Here is a 24,620-nt window from a genome sequence, read left to right as displayed (position 1 = left end):
CCCTTTTCCGTTAATACCGCGCGATAGCGTACCCGAGGGGAAGCGCCGCCACGATCACGCAGATGAGGCAGGCGAGGAAGCTCCATCCGGCCACCTTGCGGAAGCGCAGCTGCCCGGGAGTGGCGCGCTGTTCGCGCGAGAGCGTGACGGCGGTGAGAACCAGGCCCGCCACCGCGCCCAGCCAGGCGAGGAGTTGCACGAGCAGCCGGCCGTGCCCGAGGAATACACAGGCCGCCGCACATACGGATATCACCACGGGCAGCACATAAGCGCCGTGGGTTTCCGGATGCTCGCCGGGATCCGGTTCGGGCACTGAAGATGGTGTTGTCACCTGTCCATTGTCCCGCGTGCGAGCCGCGGGCACCAGTGGCGCGCTGCCGTGACACCACCTGCCAGCCGTGACACCACCTCCAAGCCGAGGCCCATCGGCGGCACAGGCGACCGGACCATCGCACGCCAGTGGCGCGCTGCCGTGACCGGCAATGCGGCCCGCGCGCGATTTTCTCGGTAAAGTAAGCCCTTGTGATTACGGCTTCTGATCTCACAATCCGCATCGGCACGCGTGAACTTGTCCAGCACGCCAGTTTTCAGGTCCACAAGGGTATGCGCGTGGGCCTGGTGGGGCGTAACGGCGCGGGCAAAACCACGATGACCCGCCTGCTGGCGGGCGAAGGCACCACCTCGGATGCTGTTGATTACGAAGGGACTCTGCACCGCAGCGGCACCATCGCCTACCTCCCGCAAGATACTCACGATGGGGATCCGAACCAGATTGCCCGGGATCGCATCCTGGAGGCCCGCGGAATCGACGCCACGATCCGCCGTATCCGCAAGGCGGAAAAGGATATGGCCGAATGCACCGGTACCCGCCAGCAAAAAGCCATGGAACGCTACGTACGCCTGGACCAAGAGTTCACCGCAGCCGGGGGCTGGGCCGCCAATGCCCAGGCTTCCCAAATGGCCGCGGCTCTGGGCCTGGACGAGCGCATTCTCAACCAGCCCCTGGGCACCCTTTCGGGTGGGCAGCGCCGCCGCGTCGATCTGGCGCGGGTGCTTTTTTCCCAGGCAGATACGCTGCTTCTGGACGAACCGACCAACCACCTCGACCACGATTCTCTCCTGTGGCTGCGCGATTACCTCGCGAATTATTCGGGTGGTTTCGTGGTGATTTCCCACTCGGTGGATCTGCTGGAAGAAACGGTCACGGCGGTATGGCATTTGGATGCCAACCGGGCGGCCCTCGACCAGTACGCGATGGGCTGGTCGGCCTACCTCAAGCAGCGCGAAACAGATGAGCGCCGGCGCCGGCAGATGCGCGCCAATGCCGAAAAGAAAGCGGATCATTTGCTGGCGCAGGCCAATAAGATGCGCGCGAAGGCCACGAAGGCGGTTGCCGCGCAGAATATGGCGAAACGCGCGGAGAAGCTTCTTGAGGGATTGGAAGAAGAACGCGCGGACGACAAAGTAGCAGCGCTGCGTTTCCCCGAGCCGGCACCCTGCGGGAAAACACCGCTGCGGGCCCGGGGCCTGTCGAAATCCTACGGTTCCCTGGAGGTGTTCACCGGCGTTGATTTGGCGATCGACCGCGGTTCGCGCGTCGTCGTTCTTGGTCTCAACGGCGCGGGCAAAACCACGCTATTGCGTTTACTGTACGGAACGGAAACCCCGGACACCGGTGAAGTGCTCCCCGGGCACGGCCTCAAGCTGGGCTATTACGCGCAGGAACACGATTTTATCGATACGGATAAAACTGTGGTTGATAATTTGCGTTACGTCGCCCCGGAGTTCGACGAAACAGGCTTACGTACCGTGCTCGGTTCCTTTTTGTTTTCGGGCGACGACGCCGATAAACCCGCCCGCGTCCTCTCCGGCGGTGAAAAGACCCGCCTGGCTTTGGCCATGCTGGTGGTTTCACGCGCCAATGTGCTGTTGCTGGACGAACCAACGAATAATCTTGACCCGGCCTCCCGGGAGAAAATCCTTGGCGCCCTGGGCAAGTACGAAGGCGCCGTCGTGCTCGTCACGCACGACGAAGGTGCCGTGACCGCGCTCAATCCCGAGCGAGTGCTTCTCCTCCCGGACGGGGACGAAGATTTGTGGAGCGACGACTATCTGGAGTTGGTTTCCCTCGCCTAGTACGGCTGTGCCCGGTACCGGAAACCGATACCGGGCACACATACTAGCCTGAAGCTAGGCAAGCGGTGCAAACACTGAATAACTCAGGCGCGCAACCGCTTAGCGGCGCACCACCGCATTCTTGGGAACCACGACCACGCCGCCTTCCGAGACGTAGAAACCGCGTTCGCGGTCATAATCGTGATTGACACCCAGCTGCGCACCTTCTTCGATCTGGACATTCTTATCCACGATGGCACGAATAACGGTGGCATTGCGGCCCACGTTCACGCCGTCCAGCAGCACCGATTCACGCACCGAGGACCAGGAATTCACCCGCACCCCGGGGGAGAGCACCGATCCGATCACTTCGCCACCGGAGACGATAACACCGGGGGAAACAATGGAATCCAGGGCGTGCCCGAGGCGTTCGTGATGCCCGTACACGAATTTTGCGGGCGGCAACCCGGTGTAGCCGGTCAGGATCGGCCAGCGCTCGTTGTACAGGTTGAAATCCGGAGTAACGGAAATAAGATCCATATTCGCCGCGTAGTAGGCATCAATGGTACCCACGTCACGCCAGTAGTCCTTATCCCGTTCACCTTCACCGGGGATGCGGTTATAGGTGAAATCGTAGACGCCGCAATTACCGGCTTCCACGAATCGCGGAACAATGCTGCCACCCATATCATGGGCGGAACTGGGATCCGCAGCATCATTCTGGAGGGCCTCAACCAGCGCATCAGTGTTGAAAATGTAATTGCCCATGGAGGCCAGGAACTGATCCGGGGCTTCTTCCAGGCCCAAACCGGAGGTATCCTGCGGCTTTTCCAGGAAGCGGGAAACCTTCTGGTGGTTTTCCGCATCCACATCAATAACACCGAAGGAAGGGGCCAGTTCCAGCGGCTGGCGAATACCGGCGATGGTCAGGTCGAAACCGGATTCCACATGCTGGTCCATCATCTGGGAGAAGTCCATGCGGTAGATATTGTCTGCTCCGGTTACGAGCACAACATCGGGCCGTTCATCATCGATGACGTTCATGGACTGGTAAATGGCATCCGCACTTCCGGAGAACCACCCCTTGCCGCGCCGCTGCTGGGCGGGAACCGGGGCCACATAATTGCCCAAGAGGTTGGACATACGCCAGGTTCTCGTAATATGGCGGTCCAGCGAATGCGACTTGTACTGGGTAAGCACGATGATCTGGAGATATCCAGAATTCACGATGTTACTCAGCGCAAAGTCAATCAGCCGGTAAATGCCCCCGAAAGGAACCGCGGGTTTCGCTCGATCTTCAGTGAGCGGCATTAAACGCTTGCCTTCGCCTCCCGCAAGGACGATGGCCAGAACGCGTAAATCTCTCCTCATGACTACAGCGTACCGTAAAACGTGAAGTTGAACACCCGCTTCCAGAAGGAACGTGGACAAGTCGTGTGCCGGTCCACGCTGTGGATAAATGGGGCCCGCGGCTGTGTTTCCGGGGGTGGTGGGTTACCCTTGAAGTAGTACGCTCGCATGATCCGCTTCGTGGGGAAGCGGACGGCGGCGAAGAAGCCGGAGGCAACCATGCGCATTGATTTACTTACTCGCGAATACCCCCCGCATGTGTACGGAGGGGCGGGAGTTCACGTGACCGAGCTTTCCCGTGTGCTCGCCCAGCATGCTGATATTCACGTACGTGCCTTTGATGGTCCGCGCGCTCCTTCTGAGAACAAAGACGTTCCCGCGGGTGTAGCGCTGGAGGGCTATGACTACCTCAAGGAACTTGAGGGCGCGAACGCGGCCGTGCGCACCATGGGTGTTGATCTCAATATGGTCACGGATGTGGAAGGTGCGGATCTGGTGCACTCCCACACCTGGTACGCGAATTTCGCCGGGCATATCGCTTCGATTCTTTACGGTATTCCGCATGTGATTTCCGCGCATTCCCTGGAACCGCTGCGCCCGTGGAAACGTGAACAGCTCGGGGGTGGCTACCAGCTGAGCTCCTGGGTGGAAAAAACTGCCTACGAATCCGCGGCCGGAATCGTGGCGGTATCGCACGCGATGCGCTCGGATATTTTGCGCTGCTACCCGAATATTGCACCCGAGCGGGTGCGGGTGATTCATAACGGTATCGATTTGAATACCTGGAAAGCTCCGGAAACCAGCGCGGAAAAAGAAGATGCCCGCCGGTATTTCGCCAGCTACGGCCTGGATCCGGATCGGCCCACTATTATGTTCGTTGGGCGTATTACCCGCCAGAAGGGCGTGCCGGGGCTGCTGCGCGCGCTGCGCCAGGTTGATAAGGGCGTCCAGGTGGTGCTGTGCGCCGGGGCTCCCGATACCCCTGAAATCTTGGAGGAAACAAAGGCTCTCGTGGCGAAGCTGCAGGCCGAACGTGAAGGCGTGGTCTGGATTGACGATATGCTCAGCCAGGATCGTATTGTCGCCCTGGAATCGTGCTGCACCACTTTTGTTACCCCCTCCATTTATGAGCCGCTCGGCATTGTTAACCTGGAGGCGATGGCGGTGGGGCTTCCGGTGGTCGGCACCGAAACCGGGGGAATTCCCGATTGCATCGTGCACGGAACCACCGGGCTGCTTGTTCCTATCGAACAGGCTCAGGACGGCACCGGCACCCCGCTCAACCCCGAGCAATTCGAGGCAGATCTGGCCGCGGCTCTCAACGAGGTGTGCTCCGATCAGGAGCGGGCCGCGCAGATGGGCCTGGCTGGCCGCCGCCGGGTGGAGGACCATTTCTCCTGGGAAGCTATCGGCGAAAAAACCATGGAGTTCTACCGCGAACTCGTGGATAACTATCCGCGGCGCTAACCGGTTATGTCGTAGCGGCACGCTATTCTAGAACCATGGGTGACGTGCTGTCTTTGAAAGATGTAACGCTGCGCCGCGGGGCTACGGAAATCCTCCGCTCGGTATCCTGGGATGTTAATTCCGGGGAACGCTGGGTGATTTTCGGGCCCAACGGCGCCGGGAAAACCACGCTCATACAGGTGGCCGCCGCGCGGCTCTTCCCCAGTTCGGGAAGCGTGGAGCTCATGGGCGAACGCCTCGGCACGGTGGATGTGCGGGAGCTGCGCAGCGCCGTGGGGGTAACCTCGGCCGGGATTGATGCCCGCATCCCCGGGGGTGAAACCGTTTTCCAAGCGGTGCGCACCGCCGCCTACGGGCATCTGGCCGCCTGGAATGAGGAGTACGACGCCGCAGATGACGCCCGTGCCCGCGCCATGTTGCGCAGGCTCGGTTTACGGGACCTCGAGGATCGTAAAGTTGCGCACCTTTCGTCCGGGGAACGTAAACGCTTAGGGATCGCGCGGGCCCTCATGCCCAATCCGGAAGTCCTTATTCTGGATGAACCCACCTCGGGCCTGGATCTGGGTGGGCGCGAACGCCTGCTGGCCACCCTCTCGCGGCTGGCCGGAGCAGCGTACGCCCCGGCCATGCTGCTGGTTACCCACCACGTGGAGGAAATCCCGGTCGGCTTTACCCATATGCTGCTCCTCAAAGCGGGCAGTGTGGTGGCGGCCGGGCCGCTAGCGGAAGTTCTGACTTCCACGCAGCTCTCGGAGGCATTTGATTATCCGCTCCGGGTGGAAGAAAACGCGGGTCGGTATACCGCGCGCGCTGCCCGCTAGGGGAATCTGGGGCGCGGTATATCTGTAGCCCGGGCTATTTCGCGGGCAGAATATCCGTTATTCCGCGCTCAGTAGATTTTCCGCTCGGTATATCCGAGGCGCAGGGTGTCCGGTAGCATGGCACCAGAGGACGAAGAGGCCCGGAGCCGAAGAACCGGCTGGGTGGAACTCTCAGGAAAGGGAGAACAATGACGTGGCAAATTTGGGTCATCGCCGGGTTAGCACTCGCAATTGTTGAGATGTTTACCCTCGATTTCACTTTCCTTATGCTGGGGCTAGCTGCCCTGGCCACCGCGGGAGTGGCCCTGGGAACAGATGTCCTGTGGATCCAGATCATCGCCTACGGAATTTTCGCTCTTATCCTCTTGTTTTTCGCCCGTCCCTGGGCGCGCCGCCACATCAACCCGCGCGGCGCCGCCGTCGGCAATGTGGAGGCGCAGGTGGGCCGGCGTGCTTACGCACTTACGGAGATTACCGAGCGTGGCGGGCGCGTGAAAATTGGCGGAGATGAATGGAGTGCCCGCACCGCTGCGGGGCGCATCCCGGAGGGCGGCGTCGTACTTGTGCAAGCAATTGACGGTGCCACCGCAATCGTGACCCCGGAATCATAAGTTTTATCTGCTTCACGTACCACCGAAAAGTCACCGAGGCCGCCTAGCGGCACAAAGGAAAAATCATGGATGCTGATATCAACGCGAGCACGGTTATTGGCGTGCTCCTCCTCTTACTCCTTCTCCTTGTGGTGGTGGCGGTGTTCCGTTCCGTCATCAAGGTGCAGCAAGGCTACCAGGTGGTTGTGGAACGGCTGGGCCGCTACCACTCCGTGCTGCAACCGGGGCTGCACTTCCTGGTGCCGTTCTTCGACGCGGTACGCCAGCGCATCGATATGCGTGAACAAGTGGTGCCTTTCCCGCCCCAGCCGGTTATTACCTCCGATAACATCAACGTCTCCATTGACACGGTTATCTACTACCAGGTGACGAACGCGTATTCCGCAACCTACGAAATTGCCGACCCGATGACCGGTATTGAGCAGCTGGCCGTCACCACCTTGCGTAATATCATCGGCACCATGGATATGGAACAGGCCCTGACTGGCCGTGACCGTATTAACGACCAGCTCCGCAGCGTGCTGGACGATGCCACCGGGCGTTGGGGTATTCGCGTTTCCCGCGTGGAACTCAAGGCGATTGATCCGCCGGCTACCGTTCAGGGCGCGATGGAACAGCAGATGAAGGCCGAACGTGACCGCCGCGCCGCGATTCTCACCGCGGAAGGTATTAAGCAGTCTCAGATTTTGACCGCTGAAGGTGAAAAGCAATCGGCTATTCTCAAGGCCGAAGGTCAAGCTCAGGCCACCGTCCTCAAGGCGCAGGGTGAATCCCGCGCTATTCTTCAGGTCTTCGACGCGATCCATAAGGGCAATGCCGATCCGAAGCTGCTCTCCTACGAATACATTAAGACGCTGCCGCAGATCGCCAATTCGCAGTCCTCGAAGCTGTGGATTGTTCCTACCGAGCTCACCGCCGCGCTCGATGCGGTGCAGAAGGGCTTCGGTGGGGGCCGCAGCGGCGGGGGAGACGAACCCAGCCCATCCGGGCCCACCGGGGTCGATTTTGAGAACGCGGCCGATGTGGCTGATGTTCTCAAGGAAACCACCCTCCCCGATATTGATTCGGCGCTGGCCGATGCACGCGGGGAAGCCAATCGCGCTGTTGATGATGCGCGCGGTTCCGTTTCCGATCCCAACCAGATCCCGAAGAACTAAGCGAAAAAACAAGCTTACCGGCGTGCGGAGTCGCGGAGCTTGATATCGATAATTGACCGGGGCCGCCCACTGCGCACAACGCGCGGGGCGGCCCCGGCCATTTGTATCCGATACCGGCGTGGTGGCACGCTTGCTATGTGTTGATTTACCTCGATAACGTTGCCGCTCCCGAACTTGATGATTATTTCCGGCTCACCGATGTGCACCTGCGCCGCTTACTCGAACCCGAGCGCGGAGTGTATATGGCCGAATCAACGAAAGTTATTGAGCGGGCTTTGCAGGCCGGCCACCAGCCGCGTTCCTTCCTCACCTCCCCGCGCTGGCTCCCGGATTTGCAAGCCTGCTTGGAGCGCTGCGGCTGGGAAGTGGACGGAGCGGCAGTGCCCATCTACGTGGGTACCGATGAGATGCTCCAGGCAGTAACCGGTTTCAAAGTCCATCGGGGCGCCCTGGCCGCGATGCACCGCCCGGAATTGGCCGATGTGGCAACGCTGCTAGCGGAGGCACGCGAGGGGCGCGGCGCGCGGCGCGTCGTCGTTCTAGAAGGACTGGTGGACCACACAAATGTGGGTGCTATTTTCCGTTCCTGCGCGGGGCTCGGGGTCGATGCGGTGCTGGTGACCGATACGTGCGCCGATCCGCTGTATCGCCGCTCGGTGCGGGTATCCATGGGGACCGTGTTTCAGGTGCCGTGGACGCGGATCCACGAGTGGCCGCGCAGTATCGAAAAATTGCACGGTCTCGGTTTCCTCACGGCCGCTTTAGCGTTAGAGGACGACGCCGAAACTCTGGACGATTTCGCGAATCGCGCTGATGTGCTCGCCCCGGATTTGCGGGTCGCACTTATTCTCGGAACGGAAGGGGACGGTCTGAGCGCGCGCACCGTCGCGAGTGCGGATACCCGGGTCATTATTCCCATGGCCGGGCACGTGGATTCCCTCAATGTGGCTGCGGCGAGCGCGGTGGCCTGCTGGGCGCTGCGCACCCGCGACTAAGGTGAAAGTGAAGCGGGAGTGGAGCGGAAGTGAAGCGGGACTGCGGTGATAGTGCCTCGGGATTGTCGCGGGATTGTCGCGAAACTAAAGGAGCGCGGAGCTAAAAGAAACTCAGAACTGAGGGAAGCCGAGCGCAACAAAACGGCAGGTAGAGCAGGCCCTTGAGAAAATAATTACTGTTAATGCCGGGTATACCCGGTGGAAAGAAGGTGCTACGCACGACGAAAGTGGAAGGGTGCAGGACAGTTCCCAAATTGATTCGCTCGTCGCGTGGCGCTTGGCGAAAACAGTACGTGACCGGCGTGAAAGCCTGGGAATGTCGCAAGAAGATCTCGCTTTGCGCGCCAATCTCAACCGCACCACGTTGCAATCGCTAGAAAGTGGGCGTTCCGATCATAAAACCGGAAAGCCGTCGAATCCGCAGCTACGCACGCTGCTCCAATTGGCGCGGGCGCTGGAGATGTCCGCCGGGGAACTCCTCGGCGAAGCCGAGCGCCTCTACGATCAGGCGCTTCGTGAGGAAGGTTTATAGCTAGTCCTATGGTGCTGTAGCGCGGCGGGAGGGGTATCGCCTGGATGTGGGCAGCCGCTAGCTTGGGGGCCGCGTGCGGCGCGCGCTTAAGGTGCGCGCGGGCAGCGGGTTGAGGTGTGCCCGGAAATGTTTTAGGAAAATTGGGCGGCACCGGGGTATCTGAGCTGGCGCCAGGCTTCGTACACGGCAATGGATGCCGCATTGGCAAGATTAAGAGACCGCAGGTGGGGGAGCATCGGTATGCGCACCGCCGCGGTGATACGTTCGTGGGCGACGACGCGCGCGGGCAAGCCGGTTGGTTCAGGCCCGAAAAGGAGATAGTCGTCGGGCTGGTAGGAGACTTCGGCGAAGTTATTTTGGGTATGCCCCGTAAAAGCAAAGATGCGAGCATCGGGCGCGCTGGTGAGAAATTCCTCAAAATTCGGGTGAATAACGAGGTTGGCAAGGTCGTGGTAGTCCAAGCCGGCGCGTTTGAGGTGCGCATCAGAAAAATCGAAACCGAGGGGTTCAATCAGGTGCAAAGTGGCGCCGGTGCACGCCGCTAGGCGAATGGCCGCGCCGGTATTGCCGGGAATGCGCGGCTCGAAGAAAACAATATGAAGCACCCATCCAGGGTACTCGCCCAAGAATTTCGCGCGCGATTTTTGTGTCGTATCCCTTCGGTAGAGTAAAGCCATACCGTAAAATCGAACATCCGTTCTAATGTGTTGTGGGGGGTGCTATGGGTGCGCAGAAATTAGCTGCCGCGCGGGCCGCGCTTGCCCGTGCGGAATCCGCGGTGGGATTAGCCGGTTCGCAACCGCAGGTACAACCGCAGTCGGGCGGGAGCAGCTGGGATCTCCCACCGGAAATTTCTCAACTTTTCCCGCGGGGCTTAGCCCCGGGGATGACTCTCGGAGTTAGCGGTTCGCGCATTGCGCTGGCCTTGGTGGCCTCCCTGGTAAGTGCGCAAGGTGCGTGGTGCATCTACCTGGGGATGCCTGATATGGGGTGGGAAGCCTGCGCCGGTTTAGGTAGTGATCTCAATCGGATTGTTACTATTCCCTACCTCCCGCCGGCCCGGAGCGGGGCGGCGCTTTCGGCCGCTATTGATCTTTTTGACGTGGTGATTGTGGGAAGCGCGCTGCGCCTGGATACGCGGGAGCAGCGCCGGCTCGCGCAGCGGGCACGTAACCGGGAAACTCTGCTTATTGCGGAAAATTGGCAGGTGCGGGATCGGGTGCAGGCGCGCTATGAATCGGTGACGGGCCCGGCCAGCGGAAGCGGGCATATCGCACATATCACCGTGGAACTCCGTTCCGCGCGCGGCGCGCGCCTGCGGATTGCGTGGGATGCTACCGGCTGGCATCCGGCCGCGGGCCTGCGGGCGGTGCCATCTGCACGCGAAGCTGCTCCGGCTTTGAATGAGGTTGCCCCGGTTCTGAATGAGGTCGCTCCGGCTATGCACGGTGTCGCTTCGCGCCGCGCGGTGCCCGAGCGCCGGATCCCGGGTGACCAGGCTCCTGGAACCGAGCTTCGTTTGGTACCGGTTACCGATGCGCGGGGGAGGCGTGGGGAATAATGCGCCAGGCAACAGTCTGGGTTCCTCACTGGCCCATTATCGCGGCGGAGATGGCGGGGATTGTGAGCAGAGAAAATCCCGTCGCGGTCGTGGAGCATCACCGGGTGGCCAGCCTCAATATCTGGGCCTGGCAGAAAGGCGCCCGGGTGGATATGCCCATCCGGCAGCTGCAATCTCTCGTCCCGCAATGCACCGTTATTCAACGGGATGGGGCGCGTGAGCTACGTTTCTTCGACCCGGTGCTACGCGCTATCTCCAATCGAGTGGCGCGTTTCTCGATGCTGGAACCGGGAGTGGTTATCTTTTCAGCCGCGGGCCCGGCACGCACCGCAGGCGGAGAAGAACGCCTATGCGAAAGCATTGTGGGGGATATCGTTGATGCCGCCGGGTGTGAGGCCCGGGTTGGAATCGCGGAAGGAACCCTTCCTAGCCTATGGGCGGCGCGCACCTCGCGCATTATCGCTCCGGGTGCTTCCGAACAAGTATTGGCCAGCCAACCGATCTCGCTTTTCCTTCTTACCGCAACGTCAGCAACCCGCCCCGCGCTCCGCGATTGCGTGGAACTACTTCATGACTTGGGGATTACCACTATCGCGGATGTTATCGGGCTGGGGCAGCGCTCCCTCGTCACGCGTTTCGGGAATATCGGGCAATACCTGTGGGATCTGGCCACAGCGCGCACCCTACCCGCACACGAAGCCACCTCGGATACCCGTGATATATCCGTGGTAGCTACCTTTGATCCGCCCCTGAGCCACGCGGAACACGCGGCTTTTGCCGCGCGTAATCTCGCCGGGCAACTCGAAACAAAAATGCGTGCCGGTGCGGCTGGCTCCGCCCGCCTGGATATTCGGGCGAGCGTCGCCTCCGGAGAAGTAATGACACGCAGCTGGCACCTCGAACTCCTCACCCAAGAAGATGTGGTGGATCGGGTGCGGTGGCAAATCTCCGCCTGGATAGCACAGCCGCGTGAGGCCAGCGAAGCTCCAGCGGAAACCCGCGGAGGTATTACCCAACTAGAGCTGATCGCCCGGGATATTACCCCCGCGGGCAATCATCCGGCGCCCCTCTGGGGTGCGCGCACCACCAGCGATGCGGCAGCCGCGCGCGGGGCTCACCGCCTCCAAAGCCTCCTCGGTGAAGAATACGTGCGGGTGCCCCGCCGGGTGGGTGGGCGCCTCCCCGAAGAAGATATACAAGAAATCCCCTGGGGCCAGGCGGTAGATACCTCCCGGGCGGGGCTTCCCTGGCCGGGCCGGCTGCCCGAACCCGCCCCGGTACAGTTCCTGCGCACCCCCTATCCGGTGGCTGTGCTCTGTACCTGCGGGCAGCCACTTGCTATTGCCGCAACCACCGCACTGCACTGCCCAGGGGAGTGCCAGCGGCCCTTTCCGGCTACCATCCGCACGGCTTCCCGCACCGGCGCGGCTTTGCCCGCAAGGCACGATGCCTCACCCGCGGGCCATGCTGCCTCACCTGCGGGCAGCGCCGGTCCTCCTACCGCATCGCTCCGCGCGCTTTTCGGCGTGGAAGGCTCCCTCACGGTAGTCGACTACGCCGGTCCCTGGGTGAGTGAACAGCGCTGGTGGGCGCACCCTACCCGGCGCGCCTATATCCAAGCGGTCACCACCACCGGGGCGGTACTTCTCTATAGAGAACAGGAGCGCTGGTACCTTGCTGCCAGCTACATCTAGCCATGACCACTCTTATCACTAGCTCTCCCTATGTCCCGTATGCGGAACTGCATGCCCACTCGGCTTTCAGTTTTCTTGACGGAGCCAGCCTGCCCGAAGACCTCGTGCAAGGCTGCCTGGATCTGCGTATCGAAGCCCTAGCCCTCACCGATCACGATGGTTTTCCCGGTGTTATGCAGCTCGCACAAGCCGGGCGAGATACCGGCCTCCCCACCATCACCGGCACCGAAATAACGCTGGATAGCACCCAGCCGCGCGAAGGCCCGGATCCGGAAGGTGGGCATCTTGTGTTCCTTGCCCGCACCCCGGCCGGATACCAGCACCTCTCCCGAGCTATCGGAACAGCCATGCTCGCCAGCGGTACAAAAGGAATCGCGCACCATACGCTGGCTCAGCTTGCCCGCAATAATGGCGATATTCTTGTCCTCACCGGCGGTTGCCGCAAAAGCACACTTCGCCGCATTCTTGACACCCAGCGCGGCAGTGAGGCCCGCCGCGCCGCCCGGCAAGAACTCGACCTCCTTATCAGCACCTTCGGGAAAGATAACGTCGTCGTGGAACTCACCTCCCACGCCGGGCCGCTTGACGCACAGCGATGCGATCTTCTCGAAGAACTGGCCCGGGAAACCGGAGTTCGCGCGGCGGTCACCGGAAACGTCCACTACGCGCATCCCGCCGACCGCCCGATTGCCGATATATTTGCTGCCACCCGGGCTCGCTGCACCCTCGATGAGATAGATCCCTACCTTCCCGCCGCCGGAGCCCATTTGCGCTCCGGCCACGACTGGCGCATCCTGCACCGCGGGCGCGAACGCTACCTGGAAGCCGCGGCCCGCATCGCCGAAGAATGCGCCTTTGACCTCTCCCTCGTCAAGCCGAATCTTCCCCCGTTCCCGGTACCGGAAGGCTATACCGAAGCCACCTGGCTGAGGGAACTGGTGCTGCGCAAAGCCCGCGAACGCTACGGAACACCGGCGGACTACCCGCGTGCCTGGGAAGTGATCGAGCACGAACTCGAGGTCATTACCCAGCTGGGTTTCCCCGGATATTTCCTCATCGTGGAAGAAATAGTGGCCTTTTGCCACTCTCGCAATATTTGGTGTCAGGGGCGCGGATCGGCCGCGAACTCCGCCGTATGCTTCGCCCTGGGAATTACCGCGGTCGATGCCGTGAAACACGCCATGCTTTTTGAACGGTTTTTATCCCCGGGGCGCTCGGGGCCACCCGATATCGACATCGACATCGAATCCTCACGCCGCGAAGAAGTCATCCAGCATGTGTACGAACGCTACGGGCGTTCTTGTGCTGCCCAGGTCGCCAATGTCATTTCCTATCGGCCCCGCTTTGCTATCAGAGATGTGGCGCGGGCCTTCGGATACCCGGAAGACCATATTGACCAATGGGCATCAGCATTCCACCATCGAAGTATCAGCCCGGGCGGCGGCGCCCAGCCCCAGCCCGCCGGGCTACCCGAACGTGTCGCCGCGCTGGCTACCCGGATACAGCAGCTCCCGCGGCATCTGGGAATCCACGCCTCCGGAATGGTGCTTTGTGACCGCCCGGTTATTGACGTATGCCCGGTGGGATGGGCCTCCAAACCGGGAAGAACAGTACTGCAATGGGATAAAGACGATTGCGCGACCGCCGGGCTCGTGAAATTCGATCTTCTCGGGCTCGGAATGCTCACCGCCTTGCGTATCAGCTTCACTGAACTCACTCGCCGCGGAATTCTCGCACCCAACGGCCAGCCCCTCGGTTTGCATAATGTACCCTCGGAAGATCCAGAGGTTTACGCACTCCTCCAAGCAGCCGATACCGTCGGAGTGTTCCAGGTGGAATCCCGCGCGCAAATCGCCACCCTGCCGCGCCTGAAACCCGAATGCTTCTACGATTTGGTTATCGAGGTGGCTCTTATTCGCCCCGGCCCCATTCAAGGTGGATCCGTCAATCCCTATCTGCGGCGCAAACAGGGGAAAGAAAAAGTGACCTATCCGCACCCGCTCCTGAAAAATGCGCTGGAAAAAACCCTGGGGGTGCCGCTTTTCCAAGAACAACTTATGCATATTGCCATTGACGCCGCGGGCTTCACACCCGCACAAGCCGACCAGCTCCGCAAGGCCATGGGCTCGAAACGCTCCGCTGCCCGCATGGAACGCCTGCGCGGTCAACTCATGGAAGGCATGGAAAAACAGGGGATAACTGATCCGGAGGTGCGCGCAGAGATCTATGAGAAACTCGCGGCCTTCGCCGAATTCGGTTTCCCCGAATCCCACGCCTTTTCCTTCGCCTACCTCGTTTATGCTTCCGCTTGGCTGAAAGTTCACCACCCGGAAGAGTTCTATATGGGTTTGCTCAATGCGCAACCGATGGGCTTTTACTCCCCGCAATCCCTCGTTGCCGATGCGAGGCGGCATCACCTCGTGGTGCGGCGGGCAGATGTCACGCGTTCGCACGAACATGCCAGAGTGGAAGAACTACCCGATACGCAAGATCGTCCGAAACGGGAACACCCGCGTATCCACGTGGATAGCCACCGCTACCTCCAGCTCGGGCTCAGCAGTATCAAAGGCCTCGGGAATGCGGCCATACAGCGAATCCTCACGGCCCGCGCCCGCGCGCCCTTCCGCGACCTCGCTGACCTAGCGCAGCGTGCCCGGCTAAAAACAGCAGATATCGAGATTCTTTCCCGCGCCGGAGCTACAGACAGTTTGGGGGTGAGCCGGCGGGAAGGCGTCTGGATTGCCCAAGCAGTGAGCAATGCTGAGGTAGTACACGGAACCACATATCAACCTGCGATCCCCGGAACCGAACCTTTCGGTGCGGTGCCCGAGCTCCCGGAACTCACCGCCGTGGAACAGGCCCATGCGGACCTGCGCGCCACCGGAATTTCTCCCGATTCCTACCCGACGCAATTCATTCGCCCAGCACTCACCGCGCGCGGAATTCTCACGGTTACCGCGGCATCCACCCATCCTGAAAAAAGCAGGTGCAAAGTGGCCGGACTGGTTACCCACCGCCAGCGGCCCCATACCGCGAAAGGAATCACCTTCCTCAACCTTGAAGATGAAACCGGGATGCTCAACGTCCTTATCACCCCGCAGCTATGGGAACGCTATCGGGAGATTGCGCGCACCTCGAACGCCCTGGTGATCCGCGGGATGGTCGAACGCGATGGCGGAGCCGCTGTTTTCCACGCCGATGGAATCGAAGCTATCCCGCTCGGGATCAACCTTCCCTCCCGGGATTTCCGATAGCCGCGCGATAAAGCTGGTGGCTCGGAAGCAGCGGCGTCGTCGCTTAAAACCTCTTAGCGAAAAGAACGCAACCGGCCGCGAACAATCGATACGATAACGGAAGTTGCTCTCGACCTGGAGCATCATCCGCACAGAATCTGGAGGCACAAGGTTATGGGTAAATATCGGGCACTGTTGCGGCTTGCGCGTCGGATCGGCCCCGCCATCGTTTTCGTGATCACGCGTTACGGACCGCAACTGCGCGCCCTCATCCGCGAGAACCCGCAGATCGCTTCCAAACTCCAGGACCGCATGCATCAACTTGCCGGAAAAAAGCCGAATGAGCGGGACGCGCACAGCCTCAGCGGCCGTATCGAGATCCTCAAAGAACACGTTACCTATCTCTACGCCTCGGCCAACACCGCTGATATTGCCGAAAAAGCCGCGGCGTGGCGCGCCGAACTCGACTCCATCGAACGGGCCATCCCCGTCCTCGATGCCATGGCCCGCGCGCAGCGGCTTACGGAACGGCGCAGGCTCTCCAAACGGATCGACGTGCTATCCCAACAGATTCTCTCCGCCAGCCTCAGCGATTACATTGAAGACGCCATTATTGACGACGACGGGAGTGCGAGCTAATCGCGCGGGGAGAGCCCCAAAGCTCGCGGGATATCCGGATTGAAGAAATTCGGGCCCTTGAGAACCTTGCCGTCCTCCCGGTAAATCGGCCGCCCGTCCGCCCCGAGCTTCGATAAATTCGAGGCCTGCACCTCGGCGAGCACATCGGCCATGGGAATTCCCAGTTCCAAGGCCATCCCGTAAATCACGTACACCAAATCCGCGAGCGCATCAGAAATCTCAACGATATCTCGGGTTTCGTCATCAAGATCAACAGCCCGTGCGAAAGCCGCGCTCACCTGTTCACCGGCCGCCTTCCCGTAGGCGGCCGTCACCAATTCGGTAAATTCCTCCGCGATAAGGGACATACGCATCGGCAGGCGCGGCCGATCCGCTTTCGGCCCGTCGGTGACAATAGGAAGCGCGTACGTTTCGTGGAATTGGCGCACCAAATCCTCTGGGCGGCGCGGATCGGGAAAAGCCGGATGCTTCTCACCGGGGCCAAACCAGGCGTGCGCGGGCTCCATGGCATCCCCGCGCTGGAGAGTGGCCTGGAACAAGCCGTAAACCTCGCCCTTATTCACCGTGACAGCCGGGCGGATACCGATGAAAGAAAAACCGAGCTTCCAGGCGACCTTCGCCGAAGCCCAATTGATATCCGAACCCTGCACTTCGCAATCCCAGTGCATTGCCGCCAGATTGGTCTTATCGAAGAAATATTCCAGGACGGTGCGCACCGCCTCCGTCACCATCCCGGTATTGCGAGCCTCTTTGGCGGCCCAAAAACCGAGCCGGCCGACGCGCCCGTTTCCCGTCACATCCACCTGCACGCAGCCCAGCGGGGCGGATTCCGGCCCGCGGCGGATCAACCACACCGGCGAACCTTCTGCCCACTTCTGCGGCGCGAACTCAGTGATGAACGCTTGGGCATCCGAGCGTGAATAGCCGGCCGGGATCGTGGTCCAACGTTGAATATCCGGGTCCGCGCAGATGGTGGCCAGCGCGGTTTCATCCGCGGGGCGCGGAGCGCTAAGAAAGTACGACGGCGTGGTTAGTGTGAACTCCTGCATGGCTTTAGTGTACGCAGGCCAGCAAGCCTACAAAAACGCGAGGCCCGAACCACCACACAGTTCGGGCCTCGCGCCAGCTCCAGGGCGCCTTTTCAGGCGCCCTCCGATGCGGCCCCTAGGGCATCACCGTGGTGCTGCAAAGGCCGCCAAGCTCAGGGCTCGCGCAGTACTTAGCTCTCCAGCAGTCCGTGCCGCTTGAGCAGCGCGGTGGCATCCACATCCCGCCCGAGCAACGCCGCGAAGGACTCCTTCGGATCACGCGAATTACCCCGCGCGAGCACCTCGCGGCGCAACTTCTCGCCAGCCTGGCGATTCAAGCCAAGATCGCCCTCGCGTGCGGCGTCGTTCTGGAACCACGCCACCGTATCCGCATCCAGAGCCTCGCACCAGGTGTAGGAGTAGTACCCGGCAGAATACCCACCGGAGAAAACGTGGTTGAAGTAGGCGCTACGGTACCGCGGGGGCACCAGGTCATGCTGCACACCCGTGGCCCGCAAAGCCTTCTCCTCGAAAGCTTCGAAGTCCGCGGGACTTGCCGGCACGTCGGCTTCACCGAGGCGATGCCAGGCCTGATCCAAAAGCACCGCCTGCTCGATTTCGCACATGCGGAAGCCGGCCCCGTAGCCGCGCGACGCAACAAGCGCCTCGGTTTGGGCTGCGGGCAGCACCTCACCGGTCTGGTAGTGGCGCGCGTACCGCGAGAGCACCTGCGGGTGCCGGGCCCAAATCTCATTGACCTGGGAGGGGTATTCCACAAAATCACGCGGAACATTCGTTCCGGCCACCGAGGGCCAGCGCACATCGGAGAGGAAACCGTGCAGCGCGTGCCCGAATTCATGGAAAGCAGTTTCCACTTCGTCCCAGCTCAGCAAGGTGGGCTCGCCGGGAGCCGGCTTGGTGATATTGAGGTTATTGCAGATGACCGAAGCGGGGGAGCCCTCCGCGGACTTCTGCACGATAGCGTGCATCCACGCGCCCCCGCGCTTACCGGGCCGCGCGTAGTAATCACCCAGGAAGTAGCCGAGGAAAGTGCCGTCCTCTTCGGCAACCTTCCACACGATCACGTCATCGGTGTACCCGTGTTCTTCAGTGCGGGTGAAAGTCAGGCCGTAGAGCCTATTGGCCGCGTAGAAAACACCTTTCTCCAGCACGTTATCGAGTTCGAGATACGGGGTGAGGGCCTCGTCATCAATGCTGAACTTTTCAGCGCGCGCCTGATTCTGGGCCCGCACCCAATCGCTGGCGGTGAAGCTCTCCTTCCCCCAGCGTTCCTTGACGAAGGCGGCCAGCTCCTCAGCTTCGGCAGCAACATTGCGGGCAATGGGCGCCATCATGGGGGAGAGGAGCGCATCGATATTTTCCAGCGTCCCGGCTGAAGAATTCGCGGCCACGTAGGCGGCATGGTTCGGGTAGCCAAGCAGCTTGGCGGCCCGGGCCCGCAACCGCACCAGTTCCAGAATGGACTCGCGGGTATCGGTGGCCGCGTCATGACCATCGCAACGCCGCAGGGACGCATCCAGGAGGCGGGCGCGGGCTGCGGCGTCGTCCAAATTATCCAGCAACGGCTGCTGGGTGGGCAGGCGCAGCGTGGCGAGATAAGCGGCCGAGCTATCCGCGGCGGCGGCCTCCCCGGCCAGGCCTTCGCGCTGCGAAGCGGACAGCCCGCTCAGTTCCGCCTCGGTGAACTCCACCGCGTCATCCAGACCGGCCTGCACGATACGCTGGCCGATCTCGGTTGAAAGCTCAGCCATGCGGTTATTGATAGCGGCCAGTTCGCCGCGCGCGGCTTCGTCGAGCCCGGCACCGGATTGTTGGCAGCGCTTGAGGTGCTCGCGGGCGGTATACGCGGTTTCCGGATCCAGATCCGCCTGGCACAGCTGCTCAAAACGCCGGTACAACCGCGGATCCATGTACAGCGCGTCCTCGTGCGCGGTCATCTTCGGGCTGAGCTCGGCCTCAACCCGATCCCACTCCGCCCCGCCAATCGAGGAACAATAGGTGTAGAAAATCGAGGCTTCTACCTCAAGCTCTGCGCCGGAGAGTTCAAAGGGGCGCAAGAAATTCTCAACGGTGGGCGCCTCGGTAACCTCGAGAAGAGAGGCGACGACGCCGCGCTGGTGCTCCATCAAATCAAGGACCGTGGCAAGTTGGGATGCCGGGGTCACATGCGAAAAATCAGGTAAGAGAGTACTCATAGGCTTAACGGTAGCGGGCCGGGCCGAACAAGTACCAGCACGGCCCGCAATCAAGGTGCCTGCACGGCCCGCGCTATAGGTACCGGCGTGGCCTGCGCTATAGGTACCCGCACGGCCCGCGCCAGAACCCGCGCCAGCCGTGCGTAAGTGGAATCACACCTGTTCCCGGCCGCATAATTTGAAAAAGCGGGCACTGGCCTGGTAGATTCTTCTCTGTTGCTCAGCACGGCGTGCTGAAGAACAATCACCGCGCGGGTGGCGGAATAGGCAGACGCGCTAGCTTGAGGTGCTAGTCCTCGTATAGAGGGTGGGGGTTCAAGTCCCCCTCCGCGCACGGTGAGAAAGCCCCGGAAATCTATGTTTCGGGGCTTTTCGCATGTCCGGGTGCATGCATGGCCGGCATCCAGCCCAATCGCGGGAATTCCAGCGCCGCTAAGGTTAGCGAATCACCTGCCTTTCGGGGTATTCTAGGGCCATGGCTACGAATCCGCGCGCTGCGCTTGACCGTCTCATCGGTGCTTTCGAGGATTTCCACCAGGCGGCTACTACCGCTGATGACCCGGAAGCTCCGGCGGTGCTGGAAGCCGCCGATAAGCTGGCGGATGCCTACACCATTTACGATGACGTCATCTTCACGAATTTCGATGTCGAAACACCGCTGGATGTTTTCGATAGCGATAGTGACGATTTCTACGACGATGATGACGATTCTGAGGACTACCTCTACGACACCGATGATTATGACGATCTGGACGACGATGATGACGATTCAGACGACGATTACGATGACGATGAGGATGATGAGGACGATTACCCCGGCCTCGATGACGAAGACGACGAAGGCGACGACGCGGATGAGGCCGACGCCGCCGCTTCTCGCGCCTAAGACGGGCTAAGAAATATCGTTAAGCGCCTCGATCACCAGATCAGGCAGCTCTTCGCCACCCGCGAGGTTTCCCCCGAGCAGGCTGGTTAACTGGCTGGCGGTGCGCGCGCCTACCAGGGCGGCGCTCACCGGGGTGGCCAGGAGCCAGCCCAGGGCAACCTCGGCGGGGTTCCAATTTAGGCCCTCGGCGGCTTTCGCCACCGCCTCCACAATCCGGCGCGGTCCCTCATCCAAATAGGGCGCCACAAAGGCGGCCAAATGATCGGAGGCCGCTCGCGAAGTTGCCGGGATGGCATGCCGATATTTCCCGGTAAGCACACCCCGCCCGAGGGCCGAGGTGGCAAGCAGCCCGATCCCCATGGCCTCGCACATCGGCAGCATGGCTGTTTCAACACTCCGCTCCACCAGGGAATACTCTTCTTCCACCACGGTGAGAGCAGGTAGGTGGCGTTCGCGCAGCAGGGTTTGCATAGCCGCAACCCGCCAGGGCGCATATCCCGATACCCCGATATAGCGTGCCTTACCCCGCATCACCAGCCCGGCCAGGGCGAGCGCAGTTTCCTCATCCGGGGTGATGCCATCGGGGCCACCGGCCACTGCAATATCCACGGTGGCGATGCCGAGGCGGGCGAGGGATGCGTCAAGGGAACGTGCAATCCCGGCCCGCGCCACGCTATAGCTGGGACCGCTCGGATTATCGAGGAAACCTACGCGGGTGCAGATGGTGAGCTGCGAGCGAGCGGCGTCGTCGCCGAAAAAAGAGCTGAGCAAGGAGCCGAGCAGTGCTTCTGCCGCACCGTCACCGAAAGCCGGTGAGGTGTCCACGAGGGTGCCGCCGGCGTCAAGAAAGGCGCGCAATTGCCCGCGGGCCTCCTCCTCATCGGTATCGCGACCCCACGTGAGCGTTCCCAAGCCGAGCGCGGATACAAGAAGCCCGCTGGCACCAACCGCACGATAATCCATGACTCCACTCTAAACCACCGCGCCGGACCAGAGCTGGACCAGAACCGAATCAGAGCCGAATCAGAACCGGACCAGAACCGGGCCAGGGCCGCACTAGTGCCGCCGCACTTCGCCGGGGCGCGCTGCCAGTTCCGCCCGGACGCCTCACCGCGCCGCCGCGCCCCGCCCGCTATGCTTAGTCCCCGTGGGTTATCTAGAAGCAGCCATTCTTGGGCTCGTGCAAGCGCTAACGGAATTTTTGCCGATTTCTTCTTCGGCGCATATCCGCATTGTCGGTGATCTTTTCGGGTGGGGCGATCCTGGTGCGGCTTTCACCGCGATTATTCAGCTGGGCACCGAAGCCGCGGTGCTGTGCTACTTCTGGAAAGACATCGTGCGCATTATCCGGAAGTGGTTGTACTCGTGGACCGGGCGGGTGGCGCGCACGGACGCGGATGTGCGCATGGGCTGGGTCGTTATTATCGGCACGCTTCCTATCGGCCTCCTCGGCCTGCTTTTCGCGGACACCATCGAAACGTCGCTACGTAATCTCTATATCACCGCGGCCGTGCTCGCGCTATTCGCGATTTTCCTCGGGTTGGCCGACCGCTGGGCGAGCCAGCGCAAAGACCTGCGCGATATGAGCTATCGCGACGGTTTGCTCCTCGGTTTCGGGCAGGCTCTCGCGCTGATTCCGGGGGTATCGCGTTCAGGCGGCACGATTACCACCGGCCTGCTCCTCGGCTATACCCGCGAGGCGGCGGCGCGGGTATCCTTCCTCATGGCGGTGCCGGCGGTGCTGCTCTCGGGCTTCTACCAGCTGATCAAATACGCCGGTGACGCCTCGATTCCGGCCGGGCCCACGATTCTTGCCACGGCGATTTCTTTCGTTTTGGGGTACGCGGTGATCGTGTGGTTCTTGCGTTTGGTGTCCACGCGTTCGTACCTGCCTTTCGTGATCTATCGCTTGGTGCTGGCCGCGCTTGTGGTGGTGTTGCTCGGCACCGGCGTGCTCTCTGTTTTTTAACGACGACGCCGCAACGGCTCGCCCCGCTGCTGCTGTTCCCTGAGGGCGAGCGGCGTACTGGGTAGACTGTGCGTGGGTTCCTCACGTGGAGGACCCGCGAAGTAGGAGACTAACGGATAACCAGATGGAGACTTGGACACGCCCAGAGGTACCACAGCTGGGGTTCACCCCGGACCTCAACCTGTACGATTCCGATAATGAGGAGATTTGCCGGGTGGAAACGCGGCAACCTACCCTCTACACCTGCGGTATCACACCCTACGATGCCACTCACCTGGGGCATGCTTTTACTTACGTGAGTGCCGATACCCTGGTGCGGTACTGGCTGGCCGCGGGCTTTCCGGTTCACTACGCCCAAAACATCACGGATATTGACGACCCGCTTTTTGAACGCGCGGAGCAAACCCGGGTGGATTGGCGCGAACTAGCTGATTCTCAAGTAGCGCTTTTCCGTTCCGATATGGATGCTTTGCGGGTTGTTCCGCCCAGGAACTGGATTGCGGTCTCCGAGATTTTGGATGAGGCGGAGGCGGTGGTCCGCGATTTTGAGGCGCGTGGACTGGCGTACCGTTTGCCCAATGGGGACGGCTCGGAAGATATCTATGTTGATCTCACCCGCGATCCGAGTTTCGCCGCCGCGCCTGTTTTCGAGTACTTGGATCTGGAGCGGATGTTCGATGAACACGGTGGGGATTCCACCCGTCCAGGTAAGCGCCGCACCCTTGACCCGCTGGTGTGGAAAGGCGTGCGTGGCAATGATTTCCGGCCGGCGGGGGAGAAGCCCGGGTTCTGGCGGCCGGGCTGGCATGTGGAATGCGCGCTGATAGCCCGTACCTACCTGGGTGAACATATCACCGTGCAGGCTGGTGGGCGTGATCTGCTCTTCCCGCACCACGAGATGAGCGAAAGCCATTTGCGGGAGATGACGGGTGACCGCGGCCGGGTGGATATTCACTTCCACGTGGGAATGGTGGCCTACCAGGGTGAAAAAATGTCCAAGTCGCTGGGCAATCTGGTCCGGGTTTCGGAGCTGACCGCTGCTGGTGCGCATCCGAGCGCGATTCGCCTGGTGCTCCTGGCCAATCATTACCGTTCCGATTGGGAATACCAGGCGAGTGCGCTTGAGCGGGCCGAAGCTCGCTTGGAAGCCTGGCAGCAGGCAGCCCGCAGCGCGCTCGGAAAGTCCGCAGCCGCTGGGCCGGGCGATAATACGGCCGCGGAGTCTGAGCTGGTTCCCACCTGCCGGGCGCTCATCGAGGCTATTTCGGATGACCTGGACACCCCGCAAGCCCTGCACATCCTGGATGAGTGGGCGGCATCCGGAGCACCCGATGCGGCGCAAGTGGTGCGCGCGGTGGATGCACTCCTGGGTATCCAGTTACTTTCCGACTAATCGGGGGCCAGAGCCTGAGGTAGGTGCGTCAGGCAAGCGCGAGCGGCATCCAATGTGGCGTTCGCTGTGCCAATGCACCCTGGGCGCATGCGCTAACTATGTGCCGTGCGCATCTGCTCCACCCCCTCCGTGCTGAGCGGCGGGGGAGTTCCGCCGTAGGCCGGGCAGATCTGCTGGAAATAGCACCAATCGCACAGGCGGGAGGTGCGCGGTTCGAATTCCCCGGAATCCAGGCGCGCGGCAATATCCCGCCAGGTTTCCTCCAGATCCATGGCGATACGCCGGGTATCTTCCGGGAGGGGATCATAGGTGAGAGTGCGCCCATCCTTGAGGTAAACAAGCTGAGTGCGGGCCGGGCGCTGCCCTTCCGTCAATTCCAAAAGCAGCGCATAAAAACGCATCTGGTAGAGAGCTTCGTTCTGGTAGCGCGGATGCGGAGACTTCCCGGTTTTATAATCCACCACCCGCAAGGCCCCATCGGGAGCCGCATCGATACGATCCACGATTCCGCGCAGGGCCAAACCGGAGGGCAGGCGGGCATTGATGAATTTTTCCCGATCCCGCGGCGCCAAAAACCGCGGATTCTCCATATGGAAATAATTGCTAATAAGCGCGCGAGCCTGTTCCAGCCATTCCGAAAGCGCATCCGCCGACTCAAAAAGATCCGCATCCTGCGGGGACTTTTCCAGGTGCGCCTCCCAACGCGGCAGCAGGAGAGACTGAGCGTATTCTTCGGTGCGGGCTTGCTGCGGTGCGGCGTACAGGTACTCCAGAACCGAATGCACCAGGGTGCCGCGCAGCGCGGCGAGGGAGGGCGCTTCCGGGAGGCGATCCACACTTCGGAAACGGAAGAGCAGCGGGCACTGCTTGAAATCTTTGGCACGTGATGGTGATAGTGCGGCGTGACGAGTCATGCTTCCACTTTAACAACTCGCTACGACAGAAAAATCTGC

General features: G+C 61.4%; 21 protein-coding genes and 1 tRNA gene. 15 read left to right on the top strand and 7 right to left on the bottom strand.

The window, feature by feature from the left end:
• Positions 1-10: 10 nt before the first annotated feature.
• A complete protein-coding gene (locus tag CYJ17_RS07230; protein WP_143231878.1) occupies positions 11-331 on the bottom strand; it encodes a hypothetical protein in 321 nt (106 codons plus the stop codon).
• A 191-nt stretch (positions 332-522) separates the two neighbouring features.
• On the opposite strand from CYJ17_RS07230, the gene CYJ17_RS07225 reads away from it, so the two are divergent.
• Positions 523-2,136 carry an ABC-F family ATP-binding cassette domain-containing protein gene (locus tag CYJ17_RS07225; RefSeq protein WP_087070740.1) on the top strand — a complete coding sequence of 538 codons (1,614 nt, stop codon included), beginning with the start codon at positions 523-525 and terminating at the stop codon, positions 2,134-2,136.
• Between the two features lie 99 nt (positions 2,137-2,235).
• Here the strand turns inward: CYJ17_RS07225 and glgC are convergent, their stop codons facing one another.
• The gene (glgC, locus tag CYJ17_RS07220) at positions 2,236-3,486 is read right to left on the bottom strand and encodes a glucose-1-phosphate adenylyltransferase (protein ID WP_035277237.1); all 1,251 of its coding nucleotides are present in this window, start codon (positions 3,484-3,486) and stop codon (positions 2,236-2,238) included.
• Positions 3,487-3,684: 198 nt separating this feature from the next.
• Here glgC and glgA point away from each other — a divergent pair, with 198 nt between their 5' ends.
• The 6 genes from glgA to CYJ17_RS07190 all read left to right on the top strand — a co-directional run bounded on the left by glgA (position 3,685) and on the right by CYJ17_RS07190 (position 9,048).
• Positions 3,685-4,932 carry a glycogen synthase gene (glgA, locus tag CYJ17_RS07215; RefSeq protein ID WP_087071193.1) on the top strand — a complete coding sequence of 416 codons (1,248 nt, stop codon included), beginning with the start codon at positions 3,685-3,687 and terminating at the stop codon, positions 4,930-4,932.
• A gap of 35 nt (positions 4,933-4,967) precedes the next feature.
• On the top strand, positions 4,968-5,753 hold the full coding sequence (locus CYJ17_RS07210; protein ID WP_087070741.1) for an ABC transporter ATP-binding protein: 786 nt from the start codon (positions 4,968-4,970) through the stop codon (positions 5,751-5,753).
• A 188-nt stretch (positions 5,754-5,941) separates the two neighbouring features.
• Positions 5,942-6,364, top strand: coding sequence for an NfeD family protein (locus tag CYJ17_RS07205; RefSeq protein ID WP_087070742.1), 423 nt, complete (start codon positions 5,942-5,944; stop codon positions 6,362-6,364).
• Between the two features lie 65 nt (positions 6,365-6,429).
• Positions 6,430-7,521 (top strand): SPFH domain-containing protein, encoded by a 1,092-nt coding sequence (locus CYJ17_RS07200; protein WP_087070743.1) that lies wholly within the window; start codon positions 6,430-6,432, stop codon positions 7,519-7,521.
• Positions 7,522-7,658: 137 nt separating this feature from the next.
• Positions 7,659-8,516: a TrmH family RNA methyltransferase gene (locus tag CYJ17_RS07195; RefSeq protein WP_087070744.1), complete on the top strand. Its 858-nt coding sequence runs from the start codon at positions 7,659-7,661 to the stop codon at positions 8,514-8,516.
• 235 nt (positions 8,517-8,751) lie between these two features.
• The gene (locus CYJ17_RS07190) at positions 8,752-9,048 is read left to right on the top strand and encodes a helix-turn-helix transcriptional regulator (protein WP_051278575.1); all 297 of its coding nucleotides are present in this window, start codon (positions 8,752-8,754) and stop codon (positions 9,046-9,048) included.
• 131 nt (positions 9,049-9,179) lie between these two features.
• Here the strand turns inward: CYJ17_RS07190 and CYJ17_RS07185 are convergent, their stop codons facing one another.
• The gene (locus tag CYJ17_RS07185) at positions 9,180-9,653 is read right to left on the bottom strand and encodes a tRNA (cytidine(34)-2'-O)-methyltransferase (protein WP_087070745.1); all 474 of its coding nucleotides are present in this window, start codon (positions 9,651-9,653) and stop codon (positions 9,180-9,182) included.
• Between the two features lie 281 nt (positions 9,654-9,934).
• On the opposite strand from CYJ17_RS07185, the gene CYJ17_RS07180 reads away from it, so the two are divergent.
• The 4 genes from CYJ17_RS07180 (at position 9,935) to CYJ17_RS07165 (ending at position 16,175) form a co-directional block, all read left to right on the top strand.
• Entirely contained in the window at positions 9,935-10,609 is a 675-nt protein-coding gene (locus CYJ17_RS07180; RefSeq protein ID WP_143231880.1) for a hypothetical protein, read from the top strand.
• Positions 10,609-12,303, top strand: a complete 1,695-nt coding sequence (locus CYJ17_RS07175; protein WP_087070747.1) for a Y-family DNA polymerase — start codon at positions 10,609-10,611, stop codon at positions 12,301-12,303. The genes CYJ17_RS07180 and CYJ17_RS07175 overlap by 1 nt, the downstream gene beginning before the upstream one ends.
• A gap of 2 nt (positions 12,304-12,305) precedes the next feature.
• Positions 12,306-15,557, top strand: coding sequence for an error-prone DNA polymerase (locus tag CYJ17_RS07170; protein WP_087070748.1), 3,252 nt, complete (start codon positions 12,306-12,308; stop codon positions 15,555-15,557).
• 153 nt (positions 15,558-15,710) lie between these two features.
• Positions 15,711-16,175: a hypothetical protein gene (locus tag CYJ17_RS07165; protein WP_180948616.1), complete on the top strand. Its 465-nt coding sequence runs from the start codon at positions 15,711-15,713 to the stop codon at positions 16,173-16,175.
• Here the strand turns inward: CYJ17_RS07165 and CYJ17_RS07160 are convergent.
• Together CYJ17_RS07160 and CYJ17_RS07155 are read right to left on the bottom strand one after the other, a co-directional pair.
• On the bottom strand, positions 16,172-17,224 hold the full coding sequence (locus CYJ17_RS07160; RefSeq protein WP_087070749.1) for a GNAT family N-acetyltransferase: 1,053 nt from the start codon (positions 17,222-17,224) through the stop codon (positions 16,172-16,174). The genes CYJ17_RS07165 and CYJ17_RS07160 overlap by 4 nt on opposite strands.
• Before the next feature lie 170 nt (positions 17,225-17,394).
• Positions 17,395-19,419 carry a M3 family metallopeptidase gene (locus CYJ17_RS07155; protein WP_234984498.1) on the bottom strand — a complete coding sequence of 675 codons (2,025 nt, stop codon included), beginning with the start codon at positions 19,417-19,419 and terminating at the stop codon, positions 17,395-17,397.
• Between the two features lie 249 nt (positions 19,420-19,668).
• Between CYJ17_RS07155 and CYJ17_RS07150 the strand changes: the two genes are divergently transcribed.
• Positions 19,669-19,753: transfer RNA gene (locus CYJ17_RS07150), tRNA-Leu, on the top strand.
• 141 nt (positions 19,754-19,894) lie between these two features.
• On the top strand, positions 19,895-20,305 hold the full coding sequence (locus tag CYJ17_RS07145; protein WP_087070750.1) for a hypothetical protein: 411 nt from the start codon (positions 19,895-19,897) through the stop codon (positions 20,303-20,305).
• Between the two features lie 6 nt (positions 20,306-20,311).
• Here CYJ17_RS07145 and CYJ17_RS07140 read toward each other — a convergent pair whose 3' ends face one another.
• Complete coding sequence (locus CYJ17_RS07140; protein ID WP_087070751.1) at positions 20,312-21,268, bottom strand: aldo/keto reductase; 957 nt, start codon at positions 21,266-21,268, stop codon at positions 20,312-20,314.
• 184 nt (positions 21,269-21,452) lie between these two features.
• Between CYJ17_RS07140 and CYJ17_RS07135 the strand changes: the two genes are divergently transcribed.
• Both CYJ17_RS07135 and CYJ17_RS07130 read left to right on the top strand, forming a co-directional pair.
• Positions 21,453-22,274 (top strand): undecaprenyl-diphosphate phosphatase, encoded by an 822-nt coding sequence (locus tag CYJ17_RS07135; protein WP_087070752.1) that lies wholly within the window; start codon positions 21,453-21,455, stop codon positions 22,272-22,274.
• A gap of 124 nt (positions 22,275-22,398) precedes the next feature.
• Positions 22,399-23,667 (top strand): hypothetical protein, encoded by a 1,269-nt coding sequence (locus tag CYJ17_RS07130; RefSeq protein ID WP_087070753.1) that lies wholly within the window; start codon positions 22,399-22,401, stop codon positions 23,665-23,667.
• A gap of 92 nt (positions 23,668-23,759) precedes the next feature.
• Here CYJ17_RS07130 and CYJ17_RS07125 read toward each other — a convergent pair whose 3' ends face one another.
• Positions 23,760-24,581, bottom strand: a complete 822-nt coding sequence (locus tag CYJ17_RS07125) for a RecB family exonuclease (protein WP_026429313.1) — start codon at positions 24,579-24,581, stop codon at positions 23,760-23,762.
• Positions 24,582-24,620: the final 39 nt, after the last annotated feature.

It is taken from the genome of Actinotignum timonense, assembly GCF_002860685.3.
Lineage (GTDB): Bacteria > Actinomycetota > Actinomycetes > Actinomycetales > Actinomycetaceae > Actinotignum > Actinotignum timonense.
Note: the sequence above shows the minus strand (reverse complement) of the source record. Positions and strands in the feature narration are given on the sequence as shown.

Coding starts and splice junctions, on each gene's coding strand:
- glgC (WP_035277237.1), bottom strand. CDS start 3,486: ATGAGGAGAGATTTACGCGTTCTGGCCATCGTCCTTGCGGGAGGCGAA.
- glgA (WP_087071193.1), top strand. CDS start 3,685: ATGCGCATTGATTTACTTACTCGCGAATACCCCCCGCATGTGTACGGA.
- CYJ17_RS07210 (WP_087070741.1), top strand. CDS start 4,968: ATGGGTGACGTGCTGTCTTTGAAAGATGTAACGCTGCGCCGCGGGGCT.
- CYJ17_RS07205 (WP_087070742.1), top strand. CDS start 5,942: ATGACGTGGCAAATTTGGGTCATCGCCGGGTTAGCACTCGCAATTGTT.
- CYJ17_RS07200 (WP_087070743.1), top strand. CDS start 6,430: ATGGATGCTGATATCAACGCGAGCACGGTTATTGGCGTGCTCCTCCTC.
- CYJ17_RS07180 (WP_143231880.1), top strand. CDS start 9,935: ATGACTCTCGGAGTTAGCGGTTCGCGCATTGCGCTGGCCTTGGTGGCC.
- CYJ17_RS07175 (WP_087070747.1), top strand. CDS start 10,609: ATGCGCCAGGCAACAGTCTGGGTTCCTCACTGGCCCATTATCGCGGCG.
- CYJ17_RS07170 (WP_087070748.1), top strand. CDS start 12,306: ATGACCACTCTTATCACTAGCTCTCCCTATGTCCCGTATGCGGAACTG.
- CYJ17_RS07165 (WP_180948616.1), top strand. CDS start 15,711: ATGGGTAAATATCGGGCACTGTTGCGGCTTGCGCGTCGGATCGGCCCC.
- CYJ17_RS07160 (WP_087070749.1), bottom strand. CDS start 17,224: ATGCAGGAGTTCACACTAACCACGCCGTCGTACTTTCTTAGCGCTCCG.
- CYJ17_RS07155 (WP_234984498.1), bottom strand. CDS start 19,419: ATGAGTACTCTCTTACCTGATTTTTCGCATGTGACCCCGGCATCCCAA.
- CYJ17_RS07145 (WP_087070750.1), top strand. CDS start 19,895: ATGGCTACGAATCCGCGCGCTGCGCTTGACCGTCTCATCGGTGCTTTC.
- CYJ17_RS07140 (WP_087070751.1), bottom strand. CDS start 21,268: ATGGATTATCGTGCGGTTGGTGCCAGCGGGCTTCTTGTATCCGCGCTC.
- CYJ17_RS07130 (WP_087070753.1), top strand. CDS start 22,399: ATGGAGACTTGGACACGCCCAGAGGTACCACAGCTGGGGTTCACCCCG.
- CYJ17_RS07125 (WP_026429313.1), bottom strand. CDS start 24,581: ATGACTCGTCACGCCGCACTATCACCATCACGTGCCAAAGATTTCAAG.